This window comes from Paraburkholderia sp. J69-1, from assembly GCF_905220255.1.
Classification (GTDB): Bacteria; Pseudomonadota; Gammaproteobacteria; order Burkholderiales; family Burkholderiaceae; genus Paraburkholderia.
Map to the genome: position 1 here is coordinate 313,357 of NZ_CAJMZG010000003.1, position 24,859 is coordinate 338,215.

Sequence of the window (24,859 nt, forward strand, 5' to 3'; positions counted from 1 at the left end):
AACCTTTAGGGTAAGGCGCGGTAAGTCTTTGCCGCTTTCGACGCAAGCAAAACGAAAGATTCAACGCGCCGCGACTTCGTGCGGCGGCGCAAGTTGCGGCGCCGTGGCGGGCGGCGTGATCGTATAGCCCGCGTCGCGCAGATGCTGGAGCAGCGATCGCTCGCCAAAGAAGTGGCCCGCGCCCACGGCCACCAGTATTGGCCCTTTACCGTAGAAGTAACCGTCCTGCGCGAGCGTTGCCGCGAAGATATCGGTGCCGCGCGCGAACAGATACTGGCTGAAATCGTAATGCGCGTCGCTTTCGCCGGGATAACGCGCATTCGCCAGACGCTCGAGCGCCGCTGCATCGCCCACGGCCCACGCGCTCTGGAACGATTCGTATGACACTTCGCCGGGCGATCGGCCACCGTGCAGGCCCGTGCAGACGCCCTGCAAAAAGGCTTCCTGATCGGCGGCGGGCATGTCGTCGAAAAGCTGCATGCCCTGCTCCATCGTTTCCAGGTAGATCAATGGAATCTGCCGATGGCGCGCCAGCGTTTCCAGCCGCTCGTCGATGCCGGGAAACACCAGCGGCGCAGCCGCTTTCACAAAATGCGCGCGCTTGCCGCCGTTCGATACCCACTGCCACTGATGCAGGCGCACGGCCTCCACGGCAAAGCCCGCCAGCCACGGCTTGGTCTGGAAAAAGGTGCGGATATCGGCGCCGCTTTCGCGCGCGCAACGCGCCAGCGATTCGGCCGTCATCGAACTCACGTGATTCGCCAGGCTGTCGCTCGCCGGATAGAGACCGATGCGTTTGATCGTCTGCGTGTCCTCGGGCGTGGGCTGCGTGTGCGTTTCCAGCACGATTGCCTGCACGCCGGTGGCGAGCGAAGCGAGCGCGGCATTCACGCGCGGATCGTCGATGGCCAGCGCGTGGATCGTCGGTAACAGGATCAGCGTGGGATGGTCGGGCGAGCGCGCGACCCAGACGGGCGGATGGTCTTCGGCGGACCTGACGGCCTGCGCCTGCGCCGGGTACGCGGCGGCCAGCCATAGCGCCGCGCAGGCGAGCGCCACGCGGCGGCATGTCCCGGAGATACGCGCAACGCTGATCATTGTTCGACCCCGCCTGAGGGGAAGGCCCGCTCACAGCATACGCTTTGCAAAACGGCCTCTGCGTGCGTCAGCCCACACGTCGCGCGTGCGAAGATGCGGGTCTGAATCACTGGCCCGAGGAGCGCCCATGGACCGTCTGCAAGCGATGCAGATCTACGTGAATATCGTCGAACGCGGCAGCTTCACGCAGGCCGCCGAGGCGCTGCAGCAGCATCGCCCGGCCGTCACGAAGGCGGTGCAGCAACTGGAAGCGGAACTGGGCATCCGCCTGCTCAATCGCAGCACGCGGCGCGTGAGCACGACGGCCGAAGGCGAGGCATTCTATCAGCGCTGCGTGCAACTGCTCGCCAACGTCAACGACACCTTCGCCTCGTTCGCGCAATTCGCACAGAATCGCCCGCAGCCTAAAGGGCGTTTGCGGCTCGATCTGCCGGTGGCGCTCGCGAAGGCCGTGGTCGTGCCCGCGCTGCCCGACTTCCAGCAGCGTTATCCGCAAGTGGAGATCGTGCTGGGCGTGAGCGATCAACCCGCCGATCTGATCAGCGAAGGCATCGACTGTGTGCTGCGCGTGGGCGCACTCAAGGATTCTGGCCTGATTGGCCGGCAGATCGGCATGGTGCAACTGGCGACCTGCGCGTCGCCTGCGTATCTGGCGCGCTACGGCGTGCCGCGCACGCTCGACGACCTGCAGTCAGCAAGCCAGCCGCACAAGGCTGTGAACTTCTTCAGCGGCCGCAACCGCCGGGTCATGGACTGGACTTTCCGGCAAGGCGGCAAGACCGTCACGCTCAAACTCGCCAGCGGCATGCTCACCGACAACTTCGACGCCCTGCTCGCCTGCGGCCTCGCGGGCTGCGGCATCGTGCAGGCGCTGCGGCCCGCGCTGCAACCGTCTATCGATACCGGCCATCTGGTGGAAGTGCTGCCCAATATCGCGCCGGTGCCCAAACCGGTTTCCGTGCTCTATCCGAATCGCGATCATCTGCCGGGCAAGGTACGCGTGTTTATCGACTGGATTTCGGAACTCGCGGCGCGACGCCTGCCGGGCTGAAAACGCCTCGTACCTGGACGGTCGAAACGGTCGAAACAAAAACGCTTCGATTGTTATTGATCGAATAACAATGAGTCATCGGACTGCGCGTTTATCCGCGCCGTGACGCGGCCTACAGTATCCGCTCGAAACCGTTTGATCGAAGGAGTCTGAGATGTCACGAGTCGTCCGTTTCAACCGCGTCGGTGGTGCCGAAGTGCTGCAGATCGACGATGTCGATGTAGCCGCGCCCAAGGCCGGCGAAGTGCAGATCCGCGTCAAGGCCGTCGGCCTGAATCGCGCCGAAGTGATGTATCGCAGCGGCCAGTACACCTACGCGCCGGCATTCCCCGCGCAGCTCGGTTACGAAGGCTCGGGCGTGATCGAAGCCGTGGGCAGCGGCGCGCAGGACTTCGCGGTAGGCGACGCGGTGAGCGTGGTGCCCGCGTTTTCGTTTATCGAATACGGCATGTACGGTGAACTCGTCAACGCGCCCGTGCATGCGGTGGTGAAGAACCCGGCCGGGCTGTCGTTCGAGGAAGCCGCCGCAACGTGGATGATGTACGCCACCGCCTGGGGCGCGCTGATCGAATTCGGCGGCCTCAAACAGGGTGAAGCGGTGCTGGTGGGCGCGGCGTCGAGCAGCGTGGGACTGGCTGCAATCCAGATCGCGAACATGGTGGGCGCCACGCCCATCGCGCTCACGCGCAGCGAGAAGAAACGCGCAGCGCTGCTGCAAGCCGGCGCGAAACACGTGATCGCGGGCGGCGGCGCGGCGCTCACGCAGCAGGTGCTCGACATCACGCAAGGGCGCGGCGCGCAGATCGCGTTCGATCCGGTGGGCGGCCCGGAAGCGGCGCATCAACTGCGTGCGCTCGCGCGCGAGGGCATGTTCTTCCAGTACGGCGCGCTCGACACGCGCGATCTGAGCGTGCCCGTGATGGACCTGCTCGGCCGTCATCTGAGCGTGCGTGGCTACGAGTTGTTCGAAGTCACGACCGACGCCGCGCGGCTCGCGCGCGCCAAACGCTTTATCACCGAAGGGCTGGCCTCGGGCGCGCTCAAACCGGCGATCGACCGCACGTTCCCGTTCGAGCAGATCGCCGACGCCCACCGCTACATGGAAGCCGGCGAGCAGGTCGGCAAGATCGTCGTGACGGTTTAAGCGGCGCTTATCCGCGGCGATCAGGGACGATCGGCGGCCTGGTCGCCCTGCGCCGCGCGCGCTTTCGCCAGCACGTCGAGATTGCCCTCGCCGAAGCCTTGATGGCCGCTGCGCTGCACCACTTCGAAAAAGATCTCGCCCGCGCGGCGCTTCACGAAGGTCTGGAAAAAGAGGCGCGGCACGCCGTCCGCGCCCATTTCTCCGTCGATCAGGATGTGGCGCTTGCGCAGCGCTTCCAGATCGACGCCATGGCCCGGCAGGCGCGCATCGACGGAATCGTAATAGGCGGCCGGCGGCTCGACGAACTCCACGCCGTTGGCCATCAGCGCGTCGATGCAGGGCACGATATCGTCGGTTGCCAGGGCGATATGCTGCACGCCCTCGCCCGGATGATCGGGCAGATAGTCGTGCATGAGTTCGGTGCGATGCGTGCCTTCCTCGTAGACCGGAATGCGGATCTCGCCGTCCGGCGACACCATCACGCGCGACTCCTGCGCCACATGCCAGTTCGCGTTGATTTCGTGGATCTCGCGGAAATGCAGCAGATCGCGATAAAAATCGAGCCATTCGCCGATACGCCCCGCGCCCACCGTCTGCGTGAGGTGATCGACGCGTTGCAGGCCGGTGCCGCTGTGTTCGAGATCGGCCTGCGCCGTGGCCATATCGATCGGACGAAAGTCGATGTCGAAGATCGAGATATCGCCCACGCCGCCGCGCTGACCACCACGGCCGCGCCAGCGATCGACGAAATAGATATGCGAGTCGCCAATGCCCTGAATGGCCGGAATGCGCAATTCGCCCGCGCCGACGCGCTCGCCTTCGTAGGCCCACGCGCCCACGCGCAGCGCATGCTCGAAGGCGCGCCGGGCGTTCTCCACGCGCACGCCGATCGCGCAGATGCCCATGCCGTATTCCTCGGCATAGCGCGCGGCGAAGGAATCGGGTTCGGCGTTGACGAGGAAATTCATCTGGCCCTGGCGCCACAGCGTCACGTCCTTGCTGATATGACGCGCGATGGCCTTGAACCCCAGTTGCGTAAGCTGCGCCGCCAGCGCCGCGGGCTCGGGCGCCGCGAATTCGACGAACTCGAGCCCGGCCATGCCGAGCGGATTGGCCTGCTCCGGCGTACCGGAAATGGGGTTGGACGACATGCGGGAAGCTCCTGATACCAGACGTTGAAGCGTCAAAAGAAAACGATGAAACCAGGCGGCGGCACAGCTAGAGAGTGCGGGCAGAACGCGCGCGGCGCAAGCCCCGGCACAATCTCAGGGTGCGCTGGACTGCTCGCCAGGCCCCATGCCGCCGCGCGGCAATTTTAACCAATTCGTACACTGCGCCAAAGACGGCCCTGATGCCGGGAGGGCGTCAGTCTCCGTGCTAACCCTCAAAGCGTTCGATAATCGCACACTTATGGGCGATAATCGCGCATTTCGCGCGTTGTACGCATTGATCCGGGGCACGCGCCGCCCTATGCTCCGTTTCACCGCTGCCAACCACATGCACGCAGCGAAAGACGCAACACCGCAAGCCACACCGCGAGTAACTACGCAGGCAGACAAAAGCGCTGCCGGGACTGGAGACATCTCATGACCCCCACCCTCGAATCCACGGGCTCCGCCGAGCCAGCCAAGCAAAGCCATTCGCGCAGCCAGGCGAAGAAAGCGGCCCTTGGCAGCTTTGTCGGCGCGGTTGTCGACTGGTACGACTTCCTGCTCTACGGCATCGTCGCGGCGCTGGTCTTCAACGCCGAATTCTTCCCGGCCATCGGCAAGAACATGGGCACGCTCGCGGCCTTCGCGACTTTTGGCGTCGGCTTCCTGTTCCGTCCGCTCGGCGGCGTGGTGTTCGGCCACTACGGCGACCGCCTCGGCCGCAAGCGCATGCTCGTGCTGACCGTCATGCTGATGGGCCTGTCCACGGTCGCCATCGGCCTGCTGCCCACCTTCGCCACGATCGGCTGGTGGGCGCCCGTGCTGCTCGTGCTGATGCGCGCGATCCAGGGCTTCGCCGTGGGCGGCGAATGGGGCGGCGCAGCGCTCATGGCCGTCGAAAGCGCGCCCAAGGGCAAGAAGGCGTTCTACAGCAGCGGCGTGCAGGTGGGTTACGGCGTGGGCCTCGTGCTCGCGACCGGCATTGTCGCGCTGCTGAGCCATTTGCTGGGCGAGACGGCATTCCGCTCGTGGGGCTGGCGTCTGCCGTTCCTGTTCAGCGTCGTGCTGGTGCTGATCGGCCTGTGGGTGCGTTCGAGCATGGACGAGTCGAAGGAATTCGTCGAAAAGGTCGAACACGCCGATCGCAAGCTCAAGATGCCGGTGCTCGAAGCGCTCACGCGTCACCCGAAGGCTTTCCTCTACATCGTCGCGCTGCGTCTGGCCGAACTCTTCACGATGTATATCGTGACCGCCTTCGCCCTGAGCTATTCGACGGCGAATCTCGGCCTCTCGCGCGATCTGTTCCTGGGCATCGGTCTGTTTGTCGGCGCGATTTCGTGCGTGACGATTCCCTGCTTCGCCTGGCTGGCCGACCGTCTGGGCATGCGCCGCATCTATCTGGTTGGCGCGGTGATCGGTCTGGTCAGCGCGGTGCCGTTCTTCCTCGCACTGGAAGCCCGCTCGACGCTGTGGATCGTGCTCTGCTCGGTGGCGCTCGCCAACCTCGCGCACGACATGGTGGTCAGCGTGCAGCAGCCGCTCTTCACCGAACTGTTCGGCGCCGAATACCGCTACAGCGGCGCAGGCGTGGGCTATCAGTTCGCCAGCGTGGTGGGCGGCGGTTTCACGCCTTTCATCGCCGTGGCGCTGGTGGGCGCGGGCAACGGCTCGTGGCATCTGGTGGCGGCGTACCTGGCCGTGGGCTGCCTGATTTCGCTGATCGTCGCCGCGCGCATGAAACCCGCGCAAGCCTGAACGCAACGCACCATCCAGCAAGCCATCACGAGGCCGGGCGCATGCCCGGCCTTTTGTGCTTCAAAGCCTGCGCGCCGATGAACCCCACATGAAAACGACGAATCTCGACAAGCGCGACTGGATCGCCGGTCTGGAAAAAGGCCTGGCGATTCTCGAAGCCTTCGACAGCGAGCACGCCCGCATGACCGCGACCCAGGCCGCCGAGCGCACGGGTCTGTCGCGCACCGCTGCGCGGCGCTATCTGCTCACGCTCGAATCGCTCGGCTATGTCTATACCGATGGGCGCCTGTTCGGCCTCACGCCGCGCGTGCTGCGCGTGGGCTGGTCGTATTTCGATTCGGCGCGCCTGCCGCGCACCGTGCAGCCCTATCTTCAGCAACTGAGCGCGACGCTCAACGAATCGGCCTATGTGAGCGTGCTCGACGGCTGGGATCTGGTCGTGATCGCGCGCAACGGCGTCTCGCGCGTGATGACCACGGGCTTCGTGCTGGGCGCGCGCGTGCCCGCGCCGCTGATCTCGCCGGGCGTCGTGCTGCTTGCGTACAAGGAGGATCAGCAGGCGGTGTCGGCGTGGCTCGACGCCGTGGAACTCGCGCCCTTCACGCCGCACACGCTGACGAGCGCAACGCGTCTGCGCGAGAAAATCGTCCGCGCCCGCGCCGACGGTTACGCGCTCATCGAACAGCAGTTGCAGGTGGGCGTGCGCGGCGTGGCCGTGCCGCTGCGCAACCGCGCCGGCGATGTGATCGCCGCCTTGAGCACGAATATGTCGATTGGCAACGAAAGCTCGGAAGCGGCCGTGACGCGCGTGCTGCCGCATCTGCAGGAAACCGCGCTGTCGATGCTGAACGTGCTGTAACGCACACCCGCGCAGCGCAAATTAGCGCGCGGCTTCGGCGACGATCCACGCTTCGAACAGGCGCATCGCCGGTGTCATCGCCCGTGACGCGAGGCTCGTGAGCCAATAGCTGCCGGTCGGCACCTCGACATCGAAGGGCCGCACCAGCAGCCCCATCTGCAACTCGCGCTCGAACATGCGCGCGGGCGCGAGCGCCACGCCCGCGGCCTGCATCGCCGCTTCAGCCATCAGGCGCGACGAATCGAAAATCGGCCCGCTCACGGTCCACGGCTCGACGCCTGCCGCATCGAACCAGCGCAGCCATTCGTCGGTGCGATAGGAGCGCAGCAGCGTTTCCCTCGCGAGATCCCCGGCAGTGCGCAGACGCCGCGCGATTTCCGGCGCGCACAGCACCGCCAGCGGCGCGTCCAGCAGATGCGTGTTCTGCGTCGCGGGCCATTTGCCGTCGCCGAAACGGATCGCGAAATCCAGCCCCTCGCCCGCCAGATCGACGAGATTGTTGTTGGTCAACAGGCGCAGCTCCACGAACGGATACGCCTCGCGAAACGCCTTGAGGCGCGGCATCAGCCAGCCGATCGCGAACGTCCCCACCACGCCCACCGTCAGCACCTCGCGCAGGCGCCCGCCTTCGAACTGCTTGAGCACGGTCTCGATGCGGCCGAACGCATCGCTCAACACCGGCAGCAAGGCGCGCGCTTCATCGGTCATGCCGAGGCCGCGCGGCAGTCGCCGGAACAAAGGCACGCCGAGCCAGTCTTCGAGCATGCGCACCTGCTGGCTGACGGCGGCCTGCGTGACCTTGAGTTCGAGCCCGGCGCGCGTGAAGCTCAGATGGCGCGCCGAGGCTTCGAAAGCGCGCAGCGCGTGGAGCGGGACGTTGGGACGCATGATCGATCCATAAGTTTTGCTTGTGGGTGAGGCAAATTATCGTCGCTTGTGAATGGGGCGGCAACGCCACAGAATGCGCCTTCAAATTCGCTTTTCACCACAACGGAAGCCAAACGATGCCGAACCCCTTTCTTTTTAAGATGAAAGTTATGCTAATGGCTGCGATGTCTGTCGCCATGACCGCGCAGGCTGCCGAGCCCCCCGAAAAAGCCGTCGTCGATGCCGCCATTCAACCGTTGCAGGCGAAGTACGGCATTCCCGGCGTGGCGGTCGCGGTCACCGTGAACGGGCGGCATGCGTTCTACAACTACGGCGTGGCGTCGAAAACCACCGGTGCGCGTGTCGATCAGGAGACGCTGTTCGAAATCGGCTCGGTGACCAAGACCGTCACGGCCACGCTGGCCTGCTATGCGCAGACGAACGGCAAGCTCTCGTTCTCCGCGCCCGCGAGCGAGTACGTGCCGGCGCTGCGCGGCAGCGTCTTCGATCACGTGAGCGTGCTGAATCTGGGCACGCACACGTCCGGCCTGCCGCTCTTCGTGCCCGACGGCGTCGACACCGATGCGCAAATGAACGCCTGGCTGCGCAACTGGCAACCGGCGAGCGCGCCGGGCACGCAGCGCGTGTATTCGAATCTGGGTATCGGTCTGCTGGGACGGGCGGCGGCGAAGAGTTTGGGGATGCCGATCCGCGAGGCGCTCGAACAGCGGCTTTTTCCCGCGTTCGGCATGACGCATACGTTTATCGACGTGCCGAAGGCAAGCCAGGCGCATTACGCGCAGGGCTATGACAAGAACGATATGCCCAGGCGCCTGAACCCCGGTGTGTTCGCCGATGAAGCCTATGGCGTACGCACGACCAGCGGCGATCTCGCGCGCTATCTGGACGCCAATATGGGTATCGGCAAGCTCGATGCGACGTGGCAGCGCGCGATCGACTGCACGCACACGGGCTATTACACGAGCGGCCCGTTCACGCAGGATGTCGTCTGGGAGCAGTACCCGTGGCCGGTGGCGCTCGACACGCTGCAACGCGGCAACAACCCGGACGCCATCCTCAAACCGATGGCCGCGCACGCACTCACGCCGCCACTCGCGCCGCAAGCGGATGCGCTCATCAACAAAACCGGCTCGACCAACGGTTTTGCAACCTATGTGGCCTACGTGCCCGCGCGGCGTATCGGCGTGGTGATTCTGGCGAACAAGGCGTATCCGGCCGAGGCACGGGTGAGCGCGGCTTATGCGATTCTGGAAGCGCTGGATCAGGCGGGATCAAAGACGAGAAAGTAATGGACGCGTTGCGCGCCGCTCAACCGCCCGCAGGCCCCGCACAACGCCCGCACGACCGCGCCTGCCCCAGCCGCAATCGCCCGGCGCTGATCGTCACCTCGTTGCCGCACTCGCACCTGCAGACCCACATGCCATTGCCGGCATAGCGGTCCGTGGTCAACTGGCCGAACACTTCGCCGCCCTTGAGCGACGGCGAACCCGGCCGCGAGCGCCAGACGCGGCGCTGCTCGCCGCAGCCGCAATCGCGCGTCTGGCCGCTCTCCACCTCGCCGAGGCTGGCCGTGACGTGATTGCCGCAGCGGCATTTCCAGAGCCACACACCGGCACCGCGATATTGAAGCGCGACAAGATCGCCAAACGCGCGGCCGGCGACATCGCGGCTCGGCGGGAAAGGCCATTCTGGCGGCAAAGGAGGACGAATACGCTGGTTCACGGAGGATAAATGGGATTCAGCGACCTGATCTCAAGCATAACCGCGTCACAGACGGCCTGGGAGCCGCCTCGATGCGGGGCACGAACACGTATTTTGACATCTTGCGCGCATCCTGACTGTTGCAGCGTGTGATGCGGTGCAATCGACAATGCTTGACCTTCAGGTTGACTTGAACGTTATGGTTACGGCTAACGGCTGCCAGAGCGCACTGCGCGTGCCGCAAACCGATCAACGGAGAACCGAGGCCATGACCCAGCGCGTACTGCACGTCGTCACCAATGTCGCCCACTATGCGGACGCGGCCGACCCAACCGGCCTGTGGCTCTCCGAACTGACGCACGCCTGGCATGTGTTCGCCGCACACGGCTACGACCAGCAGATCGTCAGCCCGAAAGGCGGCGAGTCGCCGCTGGAACCGCGCGCACTCAAATGGCCGCTCGCCGATGCCTCCGTGAAATCCTGGCTAGACGATAAGGATTACCAGGCATTGCTGGCGAGCACCGCGCGCCCCGATCAGATCGACCCAGCCGATTTCAATGCCGTCTATTTCACGGGCGGCCACGCGGTCATGTGGGATTTCCCCGACGATGCGGGCCTGCAAAGCATCACGCGTGACATCTACGAGCGCGGCGGCATTGTTTCATCGGTTTGCCACGGCTACTGCGGATTGTTGAACACCACGCTTTCCGACGGCACCCGTCTGGTGGAGAAACGCCGCGTCACCGGCTATTCGTGGGTCGAAGAAGTGCTCGCGGGCGTGGCAAAGAAAGTGCCGTACAACGCGGAAGAAGCGATGAAGCAGCGCGGCGCGCGCTATGAAAAAGCCCTGTTGCCCTTCGTTTCCCACGTGATCACCGACGGCCGCCTGGTGACCGGGCAAAACCCGCAGTCCGCGAAAGCCACGGCGAAACAGGTTGCTGCGCTGCTCGGCTAACTGCGCCGCCGGGTCTTGTGCAAGGTCTTGACGTCCGCGGCGGCCAGCGCGGGCGCGGGCACTTTCACTTCGCCAGCGCGAATACGCGACAGCACGCGCTTTGCATTGGCGCTGCAGTCCATATCGTCGGGCTTCGCCTCGATCTCCTTGAGCAGCGCAACGATATGCGCCTTGCTCTGCGCGAGACGCTTTTCCAGCGCCTCGATATCCTGCACCTTCGCGCGCAGCGTTTCGATCAGCGTGCCATGTTGCCACTGCTTCATATCGGGCGGCAGCAACATGCGGATTTCGTCGAGACTGAAACCGGCTTGCTGCGCTGCCGAAATCAGATCGAGCACCAGCACGGCTTGCGGCGCGTAGGTGCGATAGCCATTCGGTTCGCGCTCGACTTTCAGCAAGCCGATATCTTCGTAGAAACGAATACGCGAAGCCGCCAGGCCCGTGCGTTCGGCCAGTTCCCCAATCTTCATGATGTCCGTACTCTCCGATCAGACCCAACCCGGCGCGAGCGGCGTGGGCAAATTCAGCACGATTTGCGCATCCTTGACGACATCGAGTCGAACGATCTTCGATGCGCCCAGTCCGTCCAGCAACTGGCTCAAGGGACCGCCGCCACGCAACAGTTTTACGTCGCGCGGCAACAGCCTTTGCGCAAAGGATAGCGTATTGGTCTGCACCGTCGCCTGATGCCAGACTCCATCGACTTTATTGATCAAGGTGTTGGTCGCCATATGCGATTGCGGCGCCACAGTGCGCAACGCCGGCAGCGGCGCATTCAATACGAGGTCCGGCGCGCCATCGGGTCCGGCAATCTGCGCGCTTACATTGGCGCCTATCTTCAGAGCAATATCGGCGCGCCATTTCGGCAACTGATAACCATAGACGCCGCGCACGCGTGCGATTTCCGTCGTCACGGGCAGCGCCAGTACGTGCGCATGAAAACTGCGCCGACGCATGGAATCAAGCAGTTCCAGCGCGTGCGAACCGCGCGCGCCAGGACGGCGAATTACGATCGCGATAGAGACCTCGTCATAAGGATCGTTATCGCAAACCGAATACGAGAAGAACGTCAGCGCAACCAGCCCATAGCCGGGAAACGCACGCAGCGGTTCGAGCGGCGTCGGCAACATCGTCCGTAATTGCGCTAACGGTGCAAGCAATAAAGCCTGAATATGGCTGGTGCGATAGTAAAAGTTAGGCGCCCAGGTCGGGCCGACTCGCGACTCGACCAGTTGCTTTGGAATCCTTCTGAAAAAGTCGATATTCCCCGCAGCGGGATCACGCGCCACTTCATCCAGATCGGGGTTCATCCGGAAGCGGTCGTAATAGCCACCCGCCGGCACTTCCACCTTATGCGGTCCAAATTCGACTTCCGTTCGCAGCCTGTCCATATTCGCCGACCTTTCCGATAGTTGATCTTTCGGCACTTTAAGGTTCAAGTCAGCCTGAAGGTCAAGCTTTGCGTGACCGCACAGATAGTGCTTGACCTTCAAGTTGACTTTAATCTTAAAGTCGGACCACGCTGAAACGAGGTCAACCATGAACGTGTTCGACAAACTAGCTTTACCCAACGGTTCGACGATCCCGAACCGCATCGCCAAAGCCGCCATGGAAGAGAACATGGCCGATGCCCGTCATGCGCCATCGGCGCAATTGATGCGGCTTTATCAGGCGTGGGCCAACGGCGGCGCGGGCCTGCTCATTACCGGCAACGTCATGGTCGACAGCCGCGCGATGACCGGCCCGGGCGGCGTGGTGCTCGAAGACGACCGGCATCTGGATGCGTTCAGGCAATGGGCGAGCGTCGGGCGTTCGAAGGGTGCGCAATTCTGGCTGCAGATCAATCATCCGGGCCGCCAGATGCGCGCCAATCTCGGCCAGCCCACCTGGGCGCCTTCCGCTGTGCCGCTTGCGCTCGGCAAGATGTCGAAGCATTTCGCCGTTCCTCAGGCCATGACCCATGAAGTGATCGAAGACGTGATTCAGCGTTTTGCGCGCACAGCGCGGCTGGGCGAACTCGCCGGATTTACGGGCGTCGAGATTCACGCGGCGCACGGCTATCTGCTGAGTCAGTTTCTTTCGCCTTTGAGCAATCAGCGCAGCGATCAATGGGGCGGCTCGCTGGAGAATCGCGCGCGCCTGCTGCTAGAGATCGTTAAAGCCGTGCGCGCCGTCGTATCGCCGCGCTTTGCCGTGGCCGTCAAACTCAATTCCGCCGATTTTCAGCGCGGCGGCTTCAGCGCCGACGACGCACGTCAGGTCGTCAAGCTTCTCAACGAACAGGCCGTCGATCTGGTCGAACTGTCGGGTGGCAGTTATGAAGCGCCGGCCATGCAAGGCGATGCGCGTGACGGCCGCACCCTGGCGCGCGAAGCCTATTTCGTGGAATTCGCCCGCGATATCCGCACGATTGCGCGTATGCCGGTGATGGTCACGGGCGGTATCCGCCGACGCGCGATTGCGGAACAGGTCGTGACGAGCGGCGTGGATATGGTGGGTATCGGCACGGCGCTGGCCATCGATCCGGATCTGCCGCGCGCATGGCGCGCCGGTAAAGATAACGCTCCAGCGCTTGCGCCTATCACCTGGAAGAACAAGCCGATGGCGTCGCTGGCGAATATGGCCACCGTCAAATTCCAGTTGCACCGGCTGAGCACAGGAAAGCAAACCGATCCCACCGTATCGCCATTACGCGCATTGATTCTGCAGCAACTGGCCGATGTTTCGCGCACGCGGAAATACAAACGCTGGATGATGCAGCAAGCGAAATAATCGGCGGGATAAGCGCTTTTTCCGTAAAAGCTGGCGCGCTTTTTAACCGCGAATTTTTTCCCGGTAGCCTAATATCGACATATCAGGTTTCGACCGGACCGGGACGTTTGAGGACATGATCGCAAGATGATCGAACCCGGACGCCAGCGCGCATGAGCGAGGAAAAGCCATCATGAATAGCGTGACTACCAAGGTCTGGCACGAATTCAAGGAGATGTTGCCGCCCACTATCTTTTTCTTCGTTATCCTGCATATTGTCGCGCCGATCCGTTCGCTGATGACGCACGACACCGGTATATCGTTACCGACTTCCGGTGCTGTGACGATCGCCGCGCTGGTGCTCGGCAAATCGGTTCTGCTGGCCAACATGCTGCCGTTCGTGAACCGCTTTCCCGAGAAACCGCTGATCTGGAATGTGGGCTGGAAAACGGTGATTTATACCGCTGTCGCCTCGCTACTCCACTACCTCGAACGTCTCTTCGATTACTGGAAGAGCGCGCACAATCTGGCCGCCGCGAACCATCAGTTACTCGTCGAACTCGACTGGGCGCACTTCTTCGCCATTCAACTGCTGCTGGTCGTGCTGATCATCAACTACTGCGTCATGGCCGAACTCGCCCGCGTTATCGGCAGGCGCAGACTGTTCGCGTTCTTCTTCGGGCCAATGCCGCGTTTGCCGGCCGCTCACGAGGTCTCGTAACGCGCCGCTTACTGCGCGGCGCTCAAACCCATAAGACGCTGGCAATCCGTGCCGCTCGCGCGCGCGGCGCGCTGTTGATCGGCGTCGAGCTTCGCGAAGCGGGCCAGCGCGTCGTCCGCCGCTGCTGCGTTGTATTCGAGCTTGTGCAGGCCGTAGTCCGAATTCCCGTTCTCGATCACGTATCGCATGCTCTTGCGCGGATCGCGGCCGCCGTCGTTGATGACGTCGTTGATCGTCACGTGGCAAAGCAGCGCCGAATAGTAATCGCGATCGGCCGCGCTAATGCCCGGGCGTAAAAAGTGAGCCACCGCTGCGGCCGAAAGAATCAGGAGCAGCAGCGCAATCCAGCGTTTTTTCTTCATCGAATTCAAATCTTTGTGGCGCGCGCAAGTACGCGCAGCCAGAACAGAGAGCGGTTGGAACTTGTCGCGCAAGTGCGAACAAGCCGGTTGACATGCGCCTGCGAACGAGACATTCGCAACGGCGATCCCCCGAATCGTGGCGCGATTATAAGCGCCTTGCGAAAACGCGGCGCCCGCAAGCACAAACAGGGCCGTACGCCACATCGCGAATTTAGTATACCCCTGTACCCTATCTGTGTAATATACCCCCCTACGGTATATAGACCATTGCGCATGCACGTTCGACAAGCGTGCGCGGGCATTTCAGGTAAGGAAAAAGGCGGCGTGACGGACTTCTCCACTCTTCTTTCGCAAGGCGCGTCGAGCGCATGGCTGTTCATTCCCAGCGCGATTCTGCTGGGCGCGCTCCACGGCCTGGAGCCCGGGCATTCGAAAACCATGATGGCCGCCTTCATCGTGGCGATTCGGGGCACGGTCGGCCAGGCTGTGCTGCTGGGTCTTTCCGCGACCTTGTCCCACACCGCCGTGGTCTGGGCGATCGCACTTGCAGGCATGTATTTCGGGCGCAACTGGAACGCGCAGACGAGCGAGCCGTACTTCCAGATCGCCTCGGCGGTGCTGATCGTGGGCGTCGCCGCGTGGATGATCTGGCGCGCCTGGCGCGAGCATCGGCATGCCCACGCGCATCACCACCATCATGGTCACGATCATGACCACGACCATCACCATCATCACGAACACCATCACGATCACGATGGCCTCGATATAGGTTCGCAGGAGTATCAGGACGCCCACGAACGCGCGCACGCGGACGATATTCGCCGCCGCTTCGCCAATCGCGACGTCACGACCGGCCAGATCGTCATGTTCGGGCTGACTGGCGGCCTCGTGCCCTGCCCCGCGTCCATCACCGTGCTGCTGTTGTGCCTGCAATTGAAGCGTTTTGCGCTGGGCGCATCGCTGGTGCTGTGCTTCAGCATCGGCCTCGCGCTCACGATGGTCGCGTCCGGCACCCTCGCCGCGCTGAGCGTCAAACATGTCTCGCGCCGATGGAGCGGCTTCGGCAGTTTCGCGCGCAAGGCACCGTATTTTTCCGGCGCGTTGATCATGCTCGTGGGTCTATTCGTCGGCTATCAAGGGCTGAGCGCGCTGGCCGCGGTGTGATGCTGGCCCGCAATCGCGGGCGGCCCCCACGCTATACTCGCGCATCCATTCTGTCGAGGTAACGCATGAGCCACACGATTCGCGATAAACAGAAACTGCTCAACCGGGTGCGCCGCATCAAGGGGCAGGTCGAGGCTATCGAGCGCGCACTCGAAGACGAACGCGGCTGCATGGACGTGCTTCAACTCATCACCAGCAGCCGCGGCGCGATGAACGGGCTGCTGGCCGTGGTACTCGAAGATCACATCCGCACACATCTGGTCGATGCGGAACCCGAGGACGAGCACGGCAGCGGCAAGGAACAATTGATCGAAGTGGTTCACAGCTACTTCAAGTGAACCTGCACTATGGCTGTTAAATCGCCCTGTATCGAACTCTGTGCCTTCGACGGCAAGACCGGCTTTTGCACCGGCTGCCTGCGCACGCGTGAAGAAGCGCGTGGCTGGAAGAAAATGACGGACCACCGCCGCCATCAGATCATCAACGAAAGAAGCCGCCGCCAGGCCAAACTGGGACGCGAAATACAACAGGCGTCGTCGGATGAATAGCGCTATCTGAACGACGCCGTGCACCGGTTAGCGTTTGCGCCGCTCAGTGATCGGTCAGCCCCAGCATCTTGTCGAAGAAGATGCTCGCGAGCACACCCGCTACGAAGCCGTTCTTCGGCGTGCCCGCATACGACGCATTGCCCCACGTATTCGTATTCCAGGTCCGCATCACATACGGGCTCAGAATAATGCTGCGTGTAAGCGCAATATTTGCGTCGAGTTTCAGGCCGTATTGCGTGCGGCCCACCGTATAGCCCGTACCGCCCGCCGCCAGGTTTTCCTGCTTCAGATAGTCCTGCTCGTGCGGCGTCAGCGTCGCCCAGTTGAATGAAAGCGAAATGCTGTCGTGCGGGCGACTACGCAGTGGCGCTTCCAGAATCACCCCGGTGCTGCCCGTCATGGCGAGACCCGTCGTCGAGTGCGAATCGAAGCTCGCCGTCGCGGTGGCGAACAGCGACACCGCGGTCGGGTCCGGCGCAGTCGAATTTCCGCCATCGGGACGATAAATCACCTGACGCCCGCCGAAATACATCCCTGACGTGCCCTTGTGCGTTCCCGCCGTGAACGGGTCCGTCTGCGTGCGCGTGTTGTAGTAGAACATCAACTCATAGCTTTTCGGAAACGGATCGGTCTGATACGTCGTGCGATACGTGACGTTCGCCAGATAGACATTGCTGTCCGCCGCATCGTCGGTCCATTCCCAGCCGTTGGTGAACGGGAACGCCGGATTCGAGCGCCACATGCCCGCCTGCACCGACCATTCCGGTGTCAGGCTATAACGCACGCGACCGCCCCAGTTCACGTAGATCGGCGGATTCATGCCGGCGCTGTTCTGCAGGATCGCGCTCTGGCAACCGAAGCCCTGATTACAGACCGGCGCGCCGAAATACAACCCCGGATTGCTTTTACCGACTTCAAAGTCGAGCTTGTCGTGAAAGGCTTTCTGCTCCCACGTAAAGAGCGCGAGGTGTGAAACCTTCGGCACATAAGGCCCCGGCTGTCCCGCGAGCACATCGCCCACCTGCGTGCCCCACCCCAGATTCGACGTGAACGGCACGAACAGTTGCTGGAAGTGAATCGTCGCACCAGGAAAGCCCGCAATCTTTTGCAGATCGAAATCGCCACCCACAGCGATAAATGTGAGCGCTTCGTGATTGCCCGTCTGCTGCCCGACACTCGGGTTGGCGAGATACATCTGCACGAGATTCAGCGTTGGCGTAAAGCCCCAGTTATTGAGCTTTTCGCCGATGCCGGAAAGCGGGCCCTGGCGCGGACTTTCCGGCGGTTCCGGCGTGGCATTGCCGATGTGCGAAACGCCAAGCTGATCGGTGGATGGAATGCCTTGCTGCACGGCGGGTCGATCCGTGGACGCCTGTTTGATCGTACCGTCATTCGCGGCCAGCTTGATCGTCTTCGCGTCTTTCTGCGCCTGCGCGAGCTTGTCCTTTTCGGTCTTTTTCACCGCAGCCGCCGTGGTTGCGGCGCTATCCGATGCACTAGCCGGCGCCGTCTGCGCGAGCGCCGCGCCGCTCGCGATCATCGCGGCAAAAGCCATCGAAGAAAGCCGCCATTTTTTGTTTTCGCGTTGAGTTAGGATTCCAAACCGATAAATCGTCATTATTGTCGTCTCCTGTTTTTTAAGGCAAAAGCGCTCCCCACCGCGCCTCGTTGCGGGCGCGTTGCGTATTACGTGGGGTAAAAATCGAAAGTGTAGAAAAGCGCCCGCGTTACCAGGCCGTCGCGCCGCCGTCGATCGGGAAATCGGCGGCCGTTACCCACGCGGCTTCGTCGCTGGCGAGGAACAGCGCGCACCACGCCACGTCCTCGGGCTGGCCGATACGTTGGGTCATCTGCTTGGCCAGCACACGCGCCATCAATTCAGGCTGCGCCTGCAGATGCCGGCGCGTGGCTTCGGTCTCGACAAACGCTGGGGAGATCGAGTTCGCGCGGATACCGTGCGGCGCGCCCTCCATCGCCAGTTGCCGCGTCATCGCCAGCACGCCGCCCTTACCCGCGCAATGCGCGAGTGCGGGCGAGCCTTCAAGCGCGTGCGTCGCATTCGCCGAAGCGAAGTTGATGACCGAACCGCCACCGCGTCCGATCAGCGCGGGCCACGCGGCCTGACACAGCAGAAAGACGATATCGAGCTCGCCGGTCAAGGTCTTGCGCCATTGCGTCTCGTAGTCCATCTCGCCGATCCACGCGAAGGCGCCAAATGCCGCGGCGTTCACCAGCACGTCGATACCGCCATGCAATTCGACGGCGAACTCCACCGCGCGCTGCGCCTCGCGCGGCGCGGTGAGATCGCAAGGATGCAGGCTGTCGATCTGCCAGCCGCGCTCACGGGCTTCGACAACCGTGCGTTGCGCGGCGTCAGCGTCGACATCGCAGCCCACGACGTGTGCGCCTTGCGCTGCAAACAGCAGCGCGCAACCCTTGCCGATACCGTTGCCGATTCCCGTCACGAGTGCCGTTTTACCGCGCAGACGCTCGCCCTGCGCGATCGGCAATGCCGGTTTGAATGCGAATGTCATGCGGCGTCTCCCGATCGCTCAACCGAGCTTCAGACGACGCACGCGCAGCAGCGATGCGCCCACGCACACGGCGGCCAGCACGAACAGCGCGAGTCCCCACGAATGCACGACCGCGAAGCGCGAACCCGAGTGCATGACCATGCCCATGAAGATGATCGGGCTGCAGAAGTAACCGACGAATTGTGCCGCCGTAAAAGCACCCGTGCCGAAGCCGCGCCGCGAGAACGGCAGCGAACGCAGGCCCCAACTCACCAGTGCGGGCAGCACGATGCCGCAGCCCACGCCATTGATCGCACCGCCAGCGGTCAGCATCGTCTGGTCGTGCGCCGTGCCCATGCAGACGAAACCGAGACCGCAAATCAGCGTGCCCAGCACGAACTGCTGCAGCACCGAGCAGCGGCTCGCGATAAACCAGCCAAACCCCAGCGTGCCGAGGATAATGCCCGCGCTATTCACCGCATACGCAAGGCCAATTGCGCCAGTCGAATGCACGCCGAGTTGCACGAGCATGAACGACAGATGCACCGGCACGACCATAAACACCATGCCCACGCCAAACGCCGCCAGACAGATCAGCGCCAGCAGCCAGGGGCGAAATACGGTTTCATCGGCGATATGGGCTTGCGCCTCGCGCACGGCACCCTTCGTATCCCAGATGAAAATCTGCACGAGCGGCGCGAGCAGCAAAGGCAGCGCGTAAGCCACGAATGGCGCACGCCAGCCATAGGCGCCCAGCATGCCGCCCATCAGATTGAACATGAATGCCGATGTCGATGCCACCGTGACCTGCAAGGCCGCGTAACGATCGCGCCGTGCGCCCGTGAAGTAATCGCCGATAAACGACGTGCTCACGGTCATTGCCGCCGCTTCGGCCAGGCCCACGAGCGCGCGGCTCGCGAGAATCGCCTGGATCGAGTCGAGATAAAGCGGCGCCGTGCCGGCCAGCGCATAGAGCACCAGCGCGCTCACCAGCACGCGCTTGCGGCCGATCCTGTCGCTGACCGCGCCGATCACCATCGCGAGTGCGCCGAGCACGAACATCGGCATCGTCACCACGACGGGCACCAGCGTTTCGATACCGGGCACATCGGCGAAATGCTGCTGCATTGCAGGCAGCACCGGGCCGATCACGGTCGGCGCAAGCGTGCCGCAAATCACGGTGCTCAGCAGAATCAGCGCGTGCAGAAAGTGGGCTTCGCGACGCGCGGGCGTACCGTCGCGGCCAGGGGACTGGACAGGCATGAAATCGTCTCCGTTTCTATTTGAATAAAAGTCCGTGAATTCGCGCCGCTGGCGCAACGCGCGTCGGGCAGGACCACGAACTTCCTGTTTGTGTGAGACGAATGATTCCGGCGGCGACGTTACGACACAATCAGATTGCGTTGACAGGTCGATTTGATCTCGTCAAATCCACCCGTGCGAGCCATCACGCGCGCTGGATCAACGCCGCGCCCGGCGCGGCTGCGCTGGCCTGCGCCTGCTCCAGCAAAACGCGGCGAATCCACATATGCGCGGGATCGCCGTCATTGATCGCGTGCCATTGCATGACTTCCACCAGCGGCGGCAAATCGATCGGCAAGGGCAAAACGCGCAGCGGCAGGAAATGCGCGTAAATAGTCGCGAGGCGCGTGAGCACCGTCGCAATGCGCGTCGTGCCGATCACCAGTTGCGGCAAGGTGCTGAAATTTGTGGTGGTGACTTCGATATTGCGCGAGATACCGCGGCTTGCCATGATGAATCCTTCGACACTCGCGCTGCGGCTATCGCCGAAGGTGGCCGCTACGTGGCCCATTTCGGCATATTGCTCGACCGTGAGCGTATCGCCCACCAGCGTGTTGCCTTCCCACACCACACAGCTATAAGTCTCTTCGAATAACGCCTGCGAGGGATGCCCCGGATTGACCGAAACACTCGGGTAAATCACGAGATCGACTTCGCCGCGATCGAGCCGGTCGGGCACATCGTCGGCCATATTGGCGATGTGCAGCGTAATGCCGGGCGCCTCGCGTTGGAGGCGCTGCACCACGTCGATCAGCAGCACGGTAGTGAGGTAGTCGGAGGCGCGAATCACGAAATTGCGGCGCGCCTGGGCGGGGTCGAATTCCAGCCGCGCCACCACTGTCGATTGCACGCGCAGCAGAATCTCGCGCACCGGCTGCGCGAGGCTACGGCCGAGCGGCGTCAATTCCATGCGCCGCCCCACCTGCATCAGCAGCGGATCGTTGAAATACTCGCGCAAACGGCCGAGCGCGCTGCTGGTGGCCGAGGCACCGATATGCAGCCGCTCGCTGGCGCGCGTCACGCTGCGCGTATCGAGCAGCGCATCGAGCGCGACCAGCAGATTCATGTCGAAGTGACCGAGTCTCATGGTGCGCCACTATCCCGTGAGCATCCGATCCCATCAATGCGTGTTTCCACTAGGAATTGATGGTTTCGAAAAATGAATCGCTCTACAGTACGTCCATATAAATGAATCGCCGTGCCGCAACACGCGACATGGCAACAAGCCGGAGACAACCCGCATGCAGACCGCGCCGTGCCCGCAGCCGCCGCTGCTTCCTTCGTTGCGACCCCATCATTTCGGCATCAGCGTGCCGGACCTCGACGCCGCCGTGGCGTGGTACGGCCAGATGCTTGGCTTCACGCTTGAACAGCAGCTTCATATCGAGAAGATTCCGGCGCGCATTGCCTTTGTGCGCCGCGAACATTACCGCATCGAAATCTTCGAAGTGCCGGGCGCGGCTGCGCTGCCCGAAGATCGCCGCACGCCCAATCTCGATCTGCGCACGCACGGCAACAAGCATATGTGTTTCGAAGTGCCCGACGTGCCCGCCGCCGTCGCCGCCTTGCGCGAAGCAGGCGCGGATATCGCCTTCGAACTGCATGTCGATGGCAATCCCACCGCCTTTATTCGCGACGTCAGCGGCAATCTGATCGAACTGCTCGAACCGTTCGCCGCCGACCGCGCCGAATCGCTGACTTAATCTTGCTTACACGTTCACGCTCTCATGAAGACTTCGAACAATCCGCTGCACGGCTGGCAAGTCAACCGTGACGACATTCGCCGGGTCGGCCACGACCTGCTGCGCCCCGAATGCATTCTGGCCGAACCCGACGGCACGCTCTGGACCGCCGACGCGCGCGGCGGCGTGATGCGCATCGCACCGGACGGCGCACAAACGTTGATCGCGCAACAAACTCCCGAAGCGAACACGCCGGATTCCGGCGATGCGCAGCAACTCGTCATGGGCGGCACGCTGCCGAATGGCCTCGCCTTCGATCGCGACGGCAATATCGTGATCGCGAACTTCGGCACTGACGCCATCGAACTGATGACGCGCGACGGCGCCTCGCGCACGCTTTACGACCGCATCGACGGCGCGCCGCTCGGCAAGACGAATTTCGTCTTGATCGATACGCGCGGACGCATCTGGTTCACCGTCACCACGCGCCAGGTGCCGTGGACGCGCTCGATCAACGAAAAGACCGCCGATGGTTATGTCGGTCTGATCGACGAGCACGGCATTCGCATCGTGGCCGATGGCTTTGTCGGTACGAATGAAATCCGGCTCGATGCCAACGAAGAATGGCTTTATGTGGTGGAAACCAATGCGCGCCGCATTTCGCGCCTGCGTGTGCAGGACGACGGCTCGCTCACGGATCGCGAGATTTACGGCCCGCCCGATCTGGGCGGCTTTCCCGACGGCTTCGCCTTCGACGCGCACGGCAATCTGTGGATCACGCTGATCCTCAATGAAAAACTGATCGCGCTCACGCCCGAGGGCGAAATCCTCACGCTGCTCGACGACGGCAATCCCGAAGCCTTCGCGCACTACGAAGAACACTATCGCAACGGCACCACCACGCCCGAACTGATGGGCGCCTGCCGCGGCACGCTCGCGCCGATGATGGCCAGCCTCACCTTCGGCGGCCCCGATCTGCGCACCGTCTATCTGGGTAGTCTGGGCGGCACCACGCTCGCGAGTTTCCGCTCGCCGGTCGCAGGCCTGCCGCTCGCACACTGGCACCGCAGCGCCGCGAACGCGTCGTAACCCTATCGCCTCTCACTTCTTTTTACGGGTAGCCAAGACATGATCGAATATCTCAAGAAAGGCCAGACGGCCCAGGCAAAAGCCGACAACAACGCGCAGGTGCGCATGACGGTCGAGAAGATCATCGCCGATATCGAGGCGCGCGGCGAAAGCGCAGTTCGTGAGTATTCCGAACGTTTCGATAAATGGAATCCGCAGCACTTCCGCCTCTCGCAGGAAGAGATTCAGGCGTGCATCGACGCGCTCTCGCCGCAGGCCATCGAAGATATTAAATTCGCCCAGGCGCAGATTCGCCGCTTTGCACAGATTCAATTGCTTTCGCTGCGCGATGTGGAAGTGGAAACGCTGCCGGGCGTCGTGCTCGGCCACAAGAATATTCCGGTGAATTCGGTGGGCTGCTACATTCCGGGCGGCAAATATCCGCTGCTGGCCTCCGCGCATATGAGTGTGCTGACCGCGAAAGTCGCGGGCGTCAAGCGCGTGATTGCCTGCGCCCCGCCGTTCGACGGCAAGCCCTCGCCGGAAATCATCGCGGCCATGGCACTCGCGGGCGCGGATGAAATCTACGTGATGGGCGGCGTGCAAGGCGTGGCTGCGATGGCGCTGGGCACCGAACACATCGCGCCCGTAGACATGATCGTCGGTCCCGGCAATGCGTTCGTGGCCGAAGCAAAGCGCCAGCTTTACGGCCGCGTGGGTATCGACCTGTTCGCGGGCCCGACCGAAACGATGGTGATCTGCGACGACACCGTGGATGCCGAACTCGTTGCCGTCGACCTGCTCGGTCAGGCCGAACACGGCCCCACTTCGCCCGCGTACTGCATCACCACGAGCAAGACAATTGCCGCTGAATTGCCTGCTGCCATCGAAGCCGTGCTTGCGCGTCTGGATACCGCGCCGGTGGCGAGCGTCGCGTGGCGCGATTACGGCGAAGTCATTCTCTGCGATACCGACGAAGAAATGCTCCAGGAAGCCGAGCGTCTGTGTTCCGAGCACGTGCAGGTGATGACGCGCGACCCCGACTGGTTCCTGCAACGCATGACGAACTACGGCGCGCTGTTCCTCGGCCATCGCACCAACGTGTCGTATGGCGACAAGGTGATCGGCACCAATCACACGCTGCCGACGATGGGCGCGGGCCGCTATACCGGCGGCCTGTGGGTCGGCAAATTCATCAAGACGCACAGCTACCAGCGCATTCTTACCGATGAAGCGTCGGTGAAAATCGGCGAAGTCTGCTCGCGTCTTTGTGCGCTCGAACATTTCTCGGGCCACAAGGAACAGGCCGATATTCGCGTGCGCCGCCTGGGCAAAACGCAATAAGCCGCGATGCAAGCCACCATGACGAAGTTCACCACCCCCACCGGCGAGCGCCCGGTCGCGCTCGTCACCGGCGCGACGGGCGGCCTTGGCGAGCAGATCTGCCACACGCTCGCGCAGGCCGGTTGCGCGGTTGTCGCCGGTTATCGCAGTTCGGCCGAAGCGGCGCAGTCGCTCGTTGCGAAACTCGATGGCGCGGGACATCGCGCCTTTGCCGCGCCCGTGACCGATAGCGCCGCGCTCGCGCGTCTGGCCGACAATGTGGCCACGCACTACGGCCGCTGCGACGTCCTCGTGAACTGCGCAGGCACGACGCGCTTCGTGGCGCACGACGATCTCGACGGCATGAGCGACGCACTCATCGACGATGTGCTCGCCACCAACGTGCGCGGCCCGTTCGCCATGGTGCGGGCGCTGCGCCCGCTGCTCGAAAAGAGCACGCTGGCAGGCGGCGCGGTCGTCATCAATATCTCGTCGATTGCGGCGCAAACGGCCATGGGCAGCAACGTGATTTACTGCGCGTCGAAAGCCGCGCTCGACAATCTCACGAAGTCGCTGGCGCGCGCACTCGCGCCGCGTATTCGCGTGCTGTCTGTTTCGCCGGGACTCGTCGACACCGAATTCGTGAAGTCGATGGACACCGCCTGGCGCGACGAACAGGCCGCGCGCACGCCGCTCGGTCGCCTCGCCGATCCGCGCGAGATTGCACAGGCGGTACTCGTGGCCGCGCGCGATCTGCATTTTTCAACGGGATGCGTGCTGCCCGTGGACGGCGGCCGCCCGCTGCGCTAAGCCGCAAAACCGC

The 24,859-nt window shown here is 63.1% G+C and carries 26 protein-coding genes; 15 read left to right on the forward strand and 11 right to left on the reverse strand.

Annotated features, from left to right (window positions below):
* Nucleotides 1-60: 60 nt before the first annotated feature.
* Nucleotides 61-1,098: a TraB/GumN family protein gene (locus U5A67_RS07070; protein WP_321813501.1), complete on the reverse strand. Its 1,038-nt coding sequence runs from the start codon at nucleotides 1,096-1,098 to the stop codon at nucleotides 61-63.
* 127 nt (nucleotides 1,099-1,225) lie between these two features.
* Between U5A67_RS07070 and U5A67_RS07075 the strand changes: the two genes are divergently transcribed.
* Entirely contained in the window at nucleotides 1,226-2,149 is a 924-nt protein-coding gene (locus U5A67_RS07075; protein WP_205982923.1) for a LysR family transcriptional regulator, read from the forward strand.
* A gap of 154 nt (nucleotides 2,150-2,303) precedes the next feature.
* On the forward strand, nucleotides 2,304-3,293 hold the full coding sequence (locus U5A67_RS07080) for a zinc-dependent alcohol dehydrogenase family protein (protein ID WP_321813502.1): 990 nt from the start codon (nucleotides 2,304-2,306) through the stop codon (nucleotides 3,291-3,293).
* A gap of 20 nt (nucleotides 3,294-3,313) precedes the next feature.
* Here U5A67_RS07080 and U5A67_RS07085 read toward each other — a convergent pair whose 3' ends face one another.
* Nucleotides 3,314-4,444, reverse strand: a complete 1,131-nt coding sequence (locus U5A67_RS07085; RefSeq protein ID WP_321813503.1) for a 4-hydroxyphenylpyruvate dioxygenase family protein — start codon at nucleotides 4,442-4,444, stop codon at nucleotides 3,314-3,316.
* A 435-nt stretch (nucleotides 4,445-4,879) separates the two neighbouring features.
* Here U5A67_RS07085 and shiA point away from each other — a divergent pair, with 435 nt between their 5' ends.
* Both shiA and U5A67_RS07095 read left to right on the forward strand, forming a co-directional pair.
* Nucleotides 4,880-6,199 carry a shikimate transporter gene (shiA, locus tag U5A67_RS07090; RefSeq protein ID WP_321813504.1) on the forward strand — a complete coding sequence of 440 codons (1,320 nt, stop codon included), beginning with the start codon at nucleotides 4,880-4,882 and terminating at the stop codon, nucleotides 6,197-6,199.
* An 88-nt stretch (nucleotides 6,200-6,287) separates the two neighbouring features.
* Nucleotides 6,288-7,058 (forward strand): IclR family transcriptional regulator domain-containing protein, encoded by a 771-nt coding sequence (locus tag U5A67_RS07095; protein ID WP_321813505.1) that lies wholly within the window; start codon nucleotides 6,288-6,290, stop codon nucleotides 7,056-7,058.
* A 21-nt stretch (nucleotides 7,059-7,079) separates the two neighbouring features.
* Here U5A67_RS07095 and U5A67_RS07100 read toward each other — a convergent pair whose 3' ends face one another.
* Nucleotides 7,080-7,946: a LysR family transcriptional regulator gene (locus U5A67_RS07100; protein ID WP_321813506.1), complete on the reverse strand. Its 867-nt coding sequence runs from the start codon at nucleotides 7,944-7,946 to the stop codon at nucleotides 7,080-7,082.
* A 116-nt stretch (nucleotides 7,947-8,062) separates the two neighbouring features.
* Between U5A67_RS07100 and ampC the strand changes: the two genes are divergently transcribed.
* The gene (ampC, locus tag U5A67_RS07105) at nucleotides 8,063-9,235 is read left to right on the forward strand and encodes a class C beta-lactamase (RefSeq protein WP_415767784.1); all 1,173 of its coding nucleotides are present in this window, start codon (nucleotides 8,063-8,065) and stop codon (nucleotides 9,233-9,235) included.
* Between the two features lie 19 nt (nucleotides 9,236-9,254).
* On the opposite strand, the gene U5A67_RS07110 is transcribed toward ampC, so the two are convergent.
* Entirely contained in the window at nucleotides 9,255-9,554 is a 300-nt protein-coding gene (locus tag U5A67_RS07110) for a hypothetical protein (protein ID WP_205982930.1), read from the reverse strand.
* Nucleotides 9,555-9,915: 361 nt separating this feature from the next.
* Between U5A67_RS07110 and U5A67_RS07115 the strand changes: the two genes are divergently transcribed.
* Nucleotides 9,916-10,602: a type 1 glutamine amidotransferase domain-containing protein gene (locus U5A67_RS07115; RefSeq protein ID WP_321813508.1), complete on the forward strand. Its 687-nt coding sequence runs from the start codon at nucleotides 9,916-9,918 to the stop codon at nucleotides 10,600-10,602.
* Here the strand turns inward: U5A67_RS07115 and U5A67_RS07120 are convergent.
* Entirely contained in the window at nucleotides 10,599-11,072 is a 474-nt protein-coding gene (locus U5A67_RS07120; protein ID WP_321813509.1) for a MerR family transcriptional regulator, read from the reverse strand. The two genes, U5A67_RS07115 and U5A67_RS07120, sit on opposite strands and share 4 nt — an antisense overlap.
* 18 nt (nucleotides 11,073-11,090) lie before the next feature.
* Complete coding sequence (locus U5A67_RS07125; RefSeq protein WP_321813678.1) at nucleotides 11,091-11,993, reverse strand: acetoacetate decarboxylase; 903 nt, start codon at nucleotides 11,991-11,993, stop codon at nucleotides 11,091-11,093.
* A 148-nt stretch (nucleotides 11,994-12,141) separates the two neighbouring features.
* On the opposite strand from U5A67_RS07125, the gene U5A67_RS07130 reads away from it, so the two are divergent.
* Together U5A67_RS07130 and U5A67_RS07135 are read left to right on the forward strand one after the other, a co-directional pair.
* Nucleotides 12,142-13,374 carry an NADH:flavin oxidoreductase/NADH oxidase family protein gene (locus tag U5A67_RS07130; protein WP_321813510.1) on the forward strand — a complete coding sequence of 411 codons (1,233 nt, stop codon included), beginning with the start codon at nucleotides 12,142-12,144 and terminating at the stop codon, nucleotides 13,372-13,374.
* Between the two features lie 172 nt (nucleotides 13,375-13,546).
* Nucleotides 13,547-14,074, forward strand: a complete 528-nt coding sequence (locus U5A67_RS07135; RefSeq protein WP_321813511.1) for a hypothetical protein — start codon at nucleotides 13,547-13,549, stop codon at nucleotides 14,072-14,074.
* Between the two features lie 8 nt (nucleotides 14,075-14,082).
* On the opposite strand, the gene U5A67_RS07140 is transcribed toward U5A67_RS07135, so the two are convergent.
* The gene (locus tag U5A67_RS07140; protein WP_321813512.1) at nucleotides 14,083-14,436 is read right to left on the reverse strand and encodes a hypothetical protein; all 354 of its coding nucleotides are present in this window, start codon (nucleotides 14,434-14,436) and stop codon (nucleotides 14,083-14,085) included.
* 324 nt (nucleotides 14,437-14,760) lie between these two features.
* On the opposite strand from U5A67_RS07140, the gene U5A67_RS07145 reads away from it, so the two are divergent.
* The 3 genes from U5A67_RS07145 to U5A67_RS07155 all read left to right on the forward strand — a co-directional run bounded on the left by U5A67_RS07145 (nucleotide 14,761) and on the right by U5A67_RS07155 (nucleotide 16,148).
* On the forward strand, nucleotides 14,761-15,600 hold the full coding sequence (locus tag U5A67_RS07145) for a nickel/cobalt efflux protein RcnA (protein ID WP_321813679.1): 840 nt from the start codon (nucleotides 14,761-14,763) through the stop codon (nucleotides 15,598-15,600).
* 65 nt (nucleotides 15,601-15,665) lie between these two features.
* Nucleotides 15,666-15,938, forward strand: a complete 273-nt coding sequence (locus U5A67_RS07150) for a metal/formaldehyde-sensitive transcriptional repressor (protein ID WP_205982937.1) — start codon at nucleotides 15,666-15,668, stop codon at nucleotides 15,936-15,938.
* A gap of 9 nt (nucleotides 15,939-15,947) precedes the next feature.
* On the forward strand, nucleotides 15,948-16,148 hold the full coding sequence (locus U5A67_RS07155) for a DUF1289 domain-containing protein (protein WP_321813513.1): 201 nt from the start codon (nucleotides 15,948-15,950) through the stop codon (nucleotides 16,146-16,148).
* 43 nt (nucleotides 16,149-16,191) lie between these two features.
* Here U5A67_RS07155 and U5A67_RS07160 read toward each other — a convergent pair whose 3' ends face one another.
* The 4 genes from U5A67_RS07160 to U5A67_RS07175 form a co-directional block, all read right to left on the reverse strand.
* Nucleotides 16,192-17,703: a carbohydrate porin gene (locus U5A67_RS07160; protein WP_321813514.1), complete on the reverse strand. Its 1,512-nt coding sequence runs from the start codon at nucleotides 17,701-17,703 to the stop codon at nucleotides 16,192-16,194.
* Nucleotides 17,704-17,875: 172 nt separating this feature from the next.
* Nucleotides 17,876-18,682: an SDR family NAD(P)-dependent oxidoreductase gene (locus U5A67_RS07165; protein WP_321813515.1), complete on the reverse strand. Its 807-nt coding sequence runs from the start codon at nucleotides 18,680-18,682 to the stop codon at nucleotides 17,876-17,878.
* A gap of 18 nt (nucleotides 18,683-18,700) precedes the next feature.
* On the reverse strand, nucleotides 18,701-19,924 hold the full coding sequence (locus U5A67_RS07170) for an MFS transporter (protein WP_321813516.1): 1,224 nt from the start codon (nucleotides 19,922-19,924) through the stop codon (nucleotides 18,701-18,703).
* Between the two features lie 184 nt (nucleotides 19,925-20,108).
* Nucleotides 20,109-21,050 carry a LysR substrate-binding domain-containing protein gene (locus U5A67_RS07175; protein ID WP_321813517.1) on the reverse strand — a complete coding sequence of 314 codons (942 nt, stop codon included), beginning with the start codon at nucleotides 21,048-21,050 and terminating at the stop codon, nucleotides 20,109-20,111.
* Nucleotides 21,051-21,204: 154 nt separating this feature from the next.
* Between U5A67_RS07175 and U5A67_RS07180 the strand changes: the two genes are divergently transcribed.
* From U5A67_RS07180 to U5A67_RS07195, 4 genes are read left to right on the forward strand one after another with little or no spacing between them, the layout of a single operon-like run.
* Nucleotides 21,205-21,666 carry a VOC family protein gene (locus tag U5A67_RS07180; protein ID WP_321813518.1) on the forward strand — a complete coding sequence of 154 codons (462 nt, stop codon included), beginning with the start codon at nucleotides 21,205-21,207 and terminating at the stop codon, nucleotides 21,664-21,666.
* A 24-nt stretch (nucleotides 21,667-21,690) separates the two neighbouring features.
* Complete coding sequence (locus U5A67_RS07185; RefSeq protein WP_321813519.1) at nucleotides 21,691-22,734, forward strand: SMP-30/gluconolactonase/LRE family protein; 1,044 nt, start codon at nucleotides 21,691-21,693, stop codon at nucleotides 22,732-22,734.
* Nucleotides 22,735-22,773: 39 nt separating this feature from the next.
* Nucleotides 22,774-24,057, forward strand: a complete 1,284-nt coding sequence (gene hisD / locus U5A67_RS07190) for a histidinol dehydrogenase (protein WP_321813520.1) — start codon at nucleotides 22,774-22,776, stop codon at nucleotides 24,055-24,057.
* An 18-nt stretch (nucleotides 24,058-24,075) separates the two neighbouring features.
* Nucleotides 24,076-24,846 (forward strand): SDR family oxidoreductase, encoded by a 771-nt coding sequence (locus U5A67_RS07195; RefSeq protein WP_321813521.1) that lies wholly within the window; start codon nucleotides 24,076-24,078, stop codon nucleotides 24,844-24,846.
* Nucleotides 24,847-24,859: the final 13 nt, after the last annotated feature.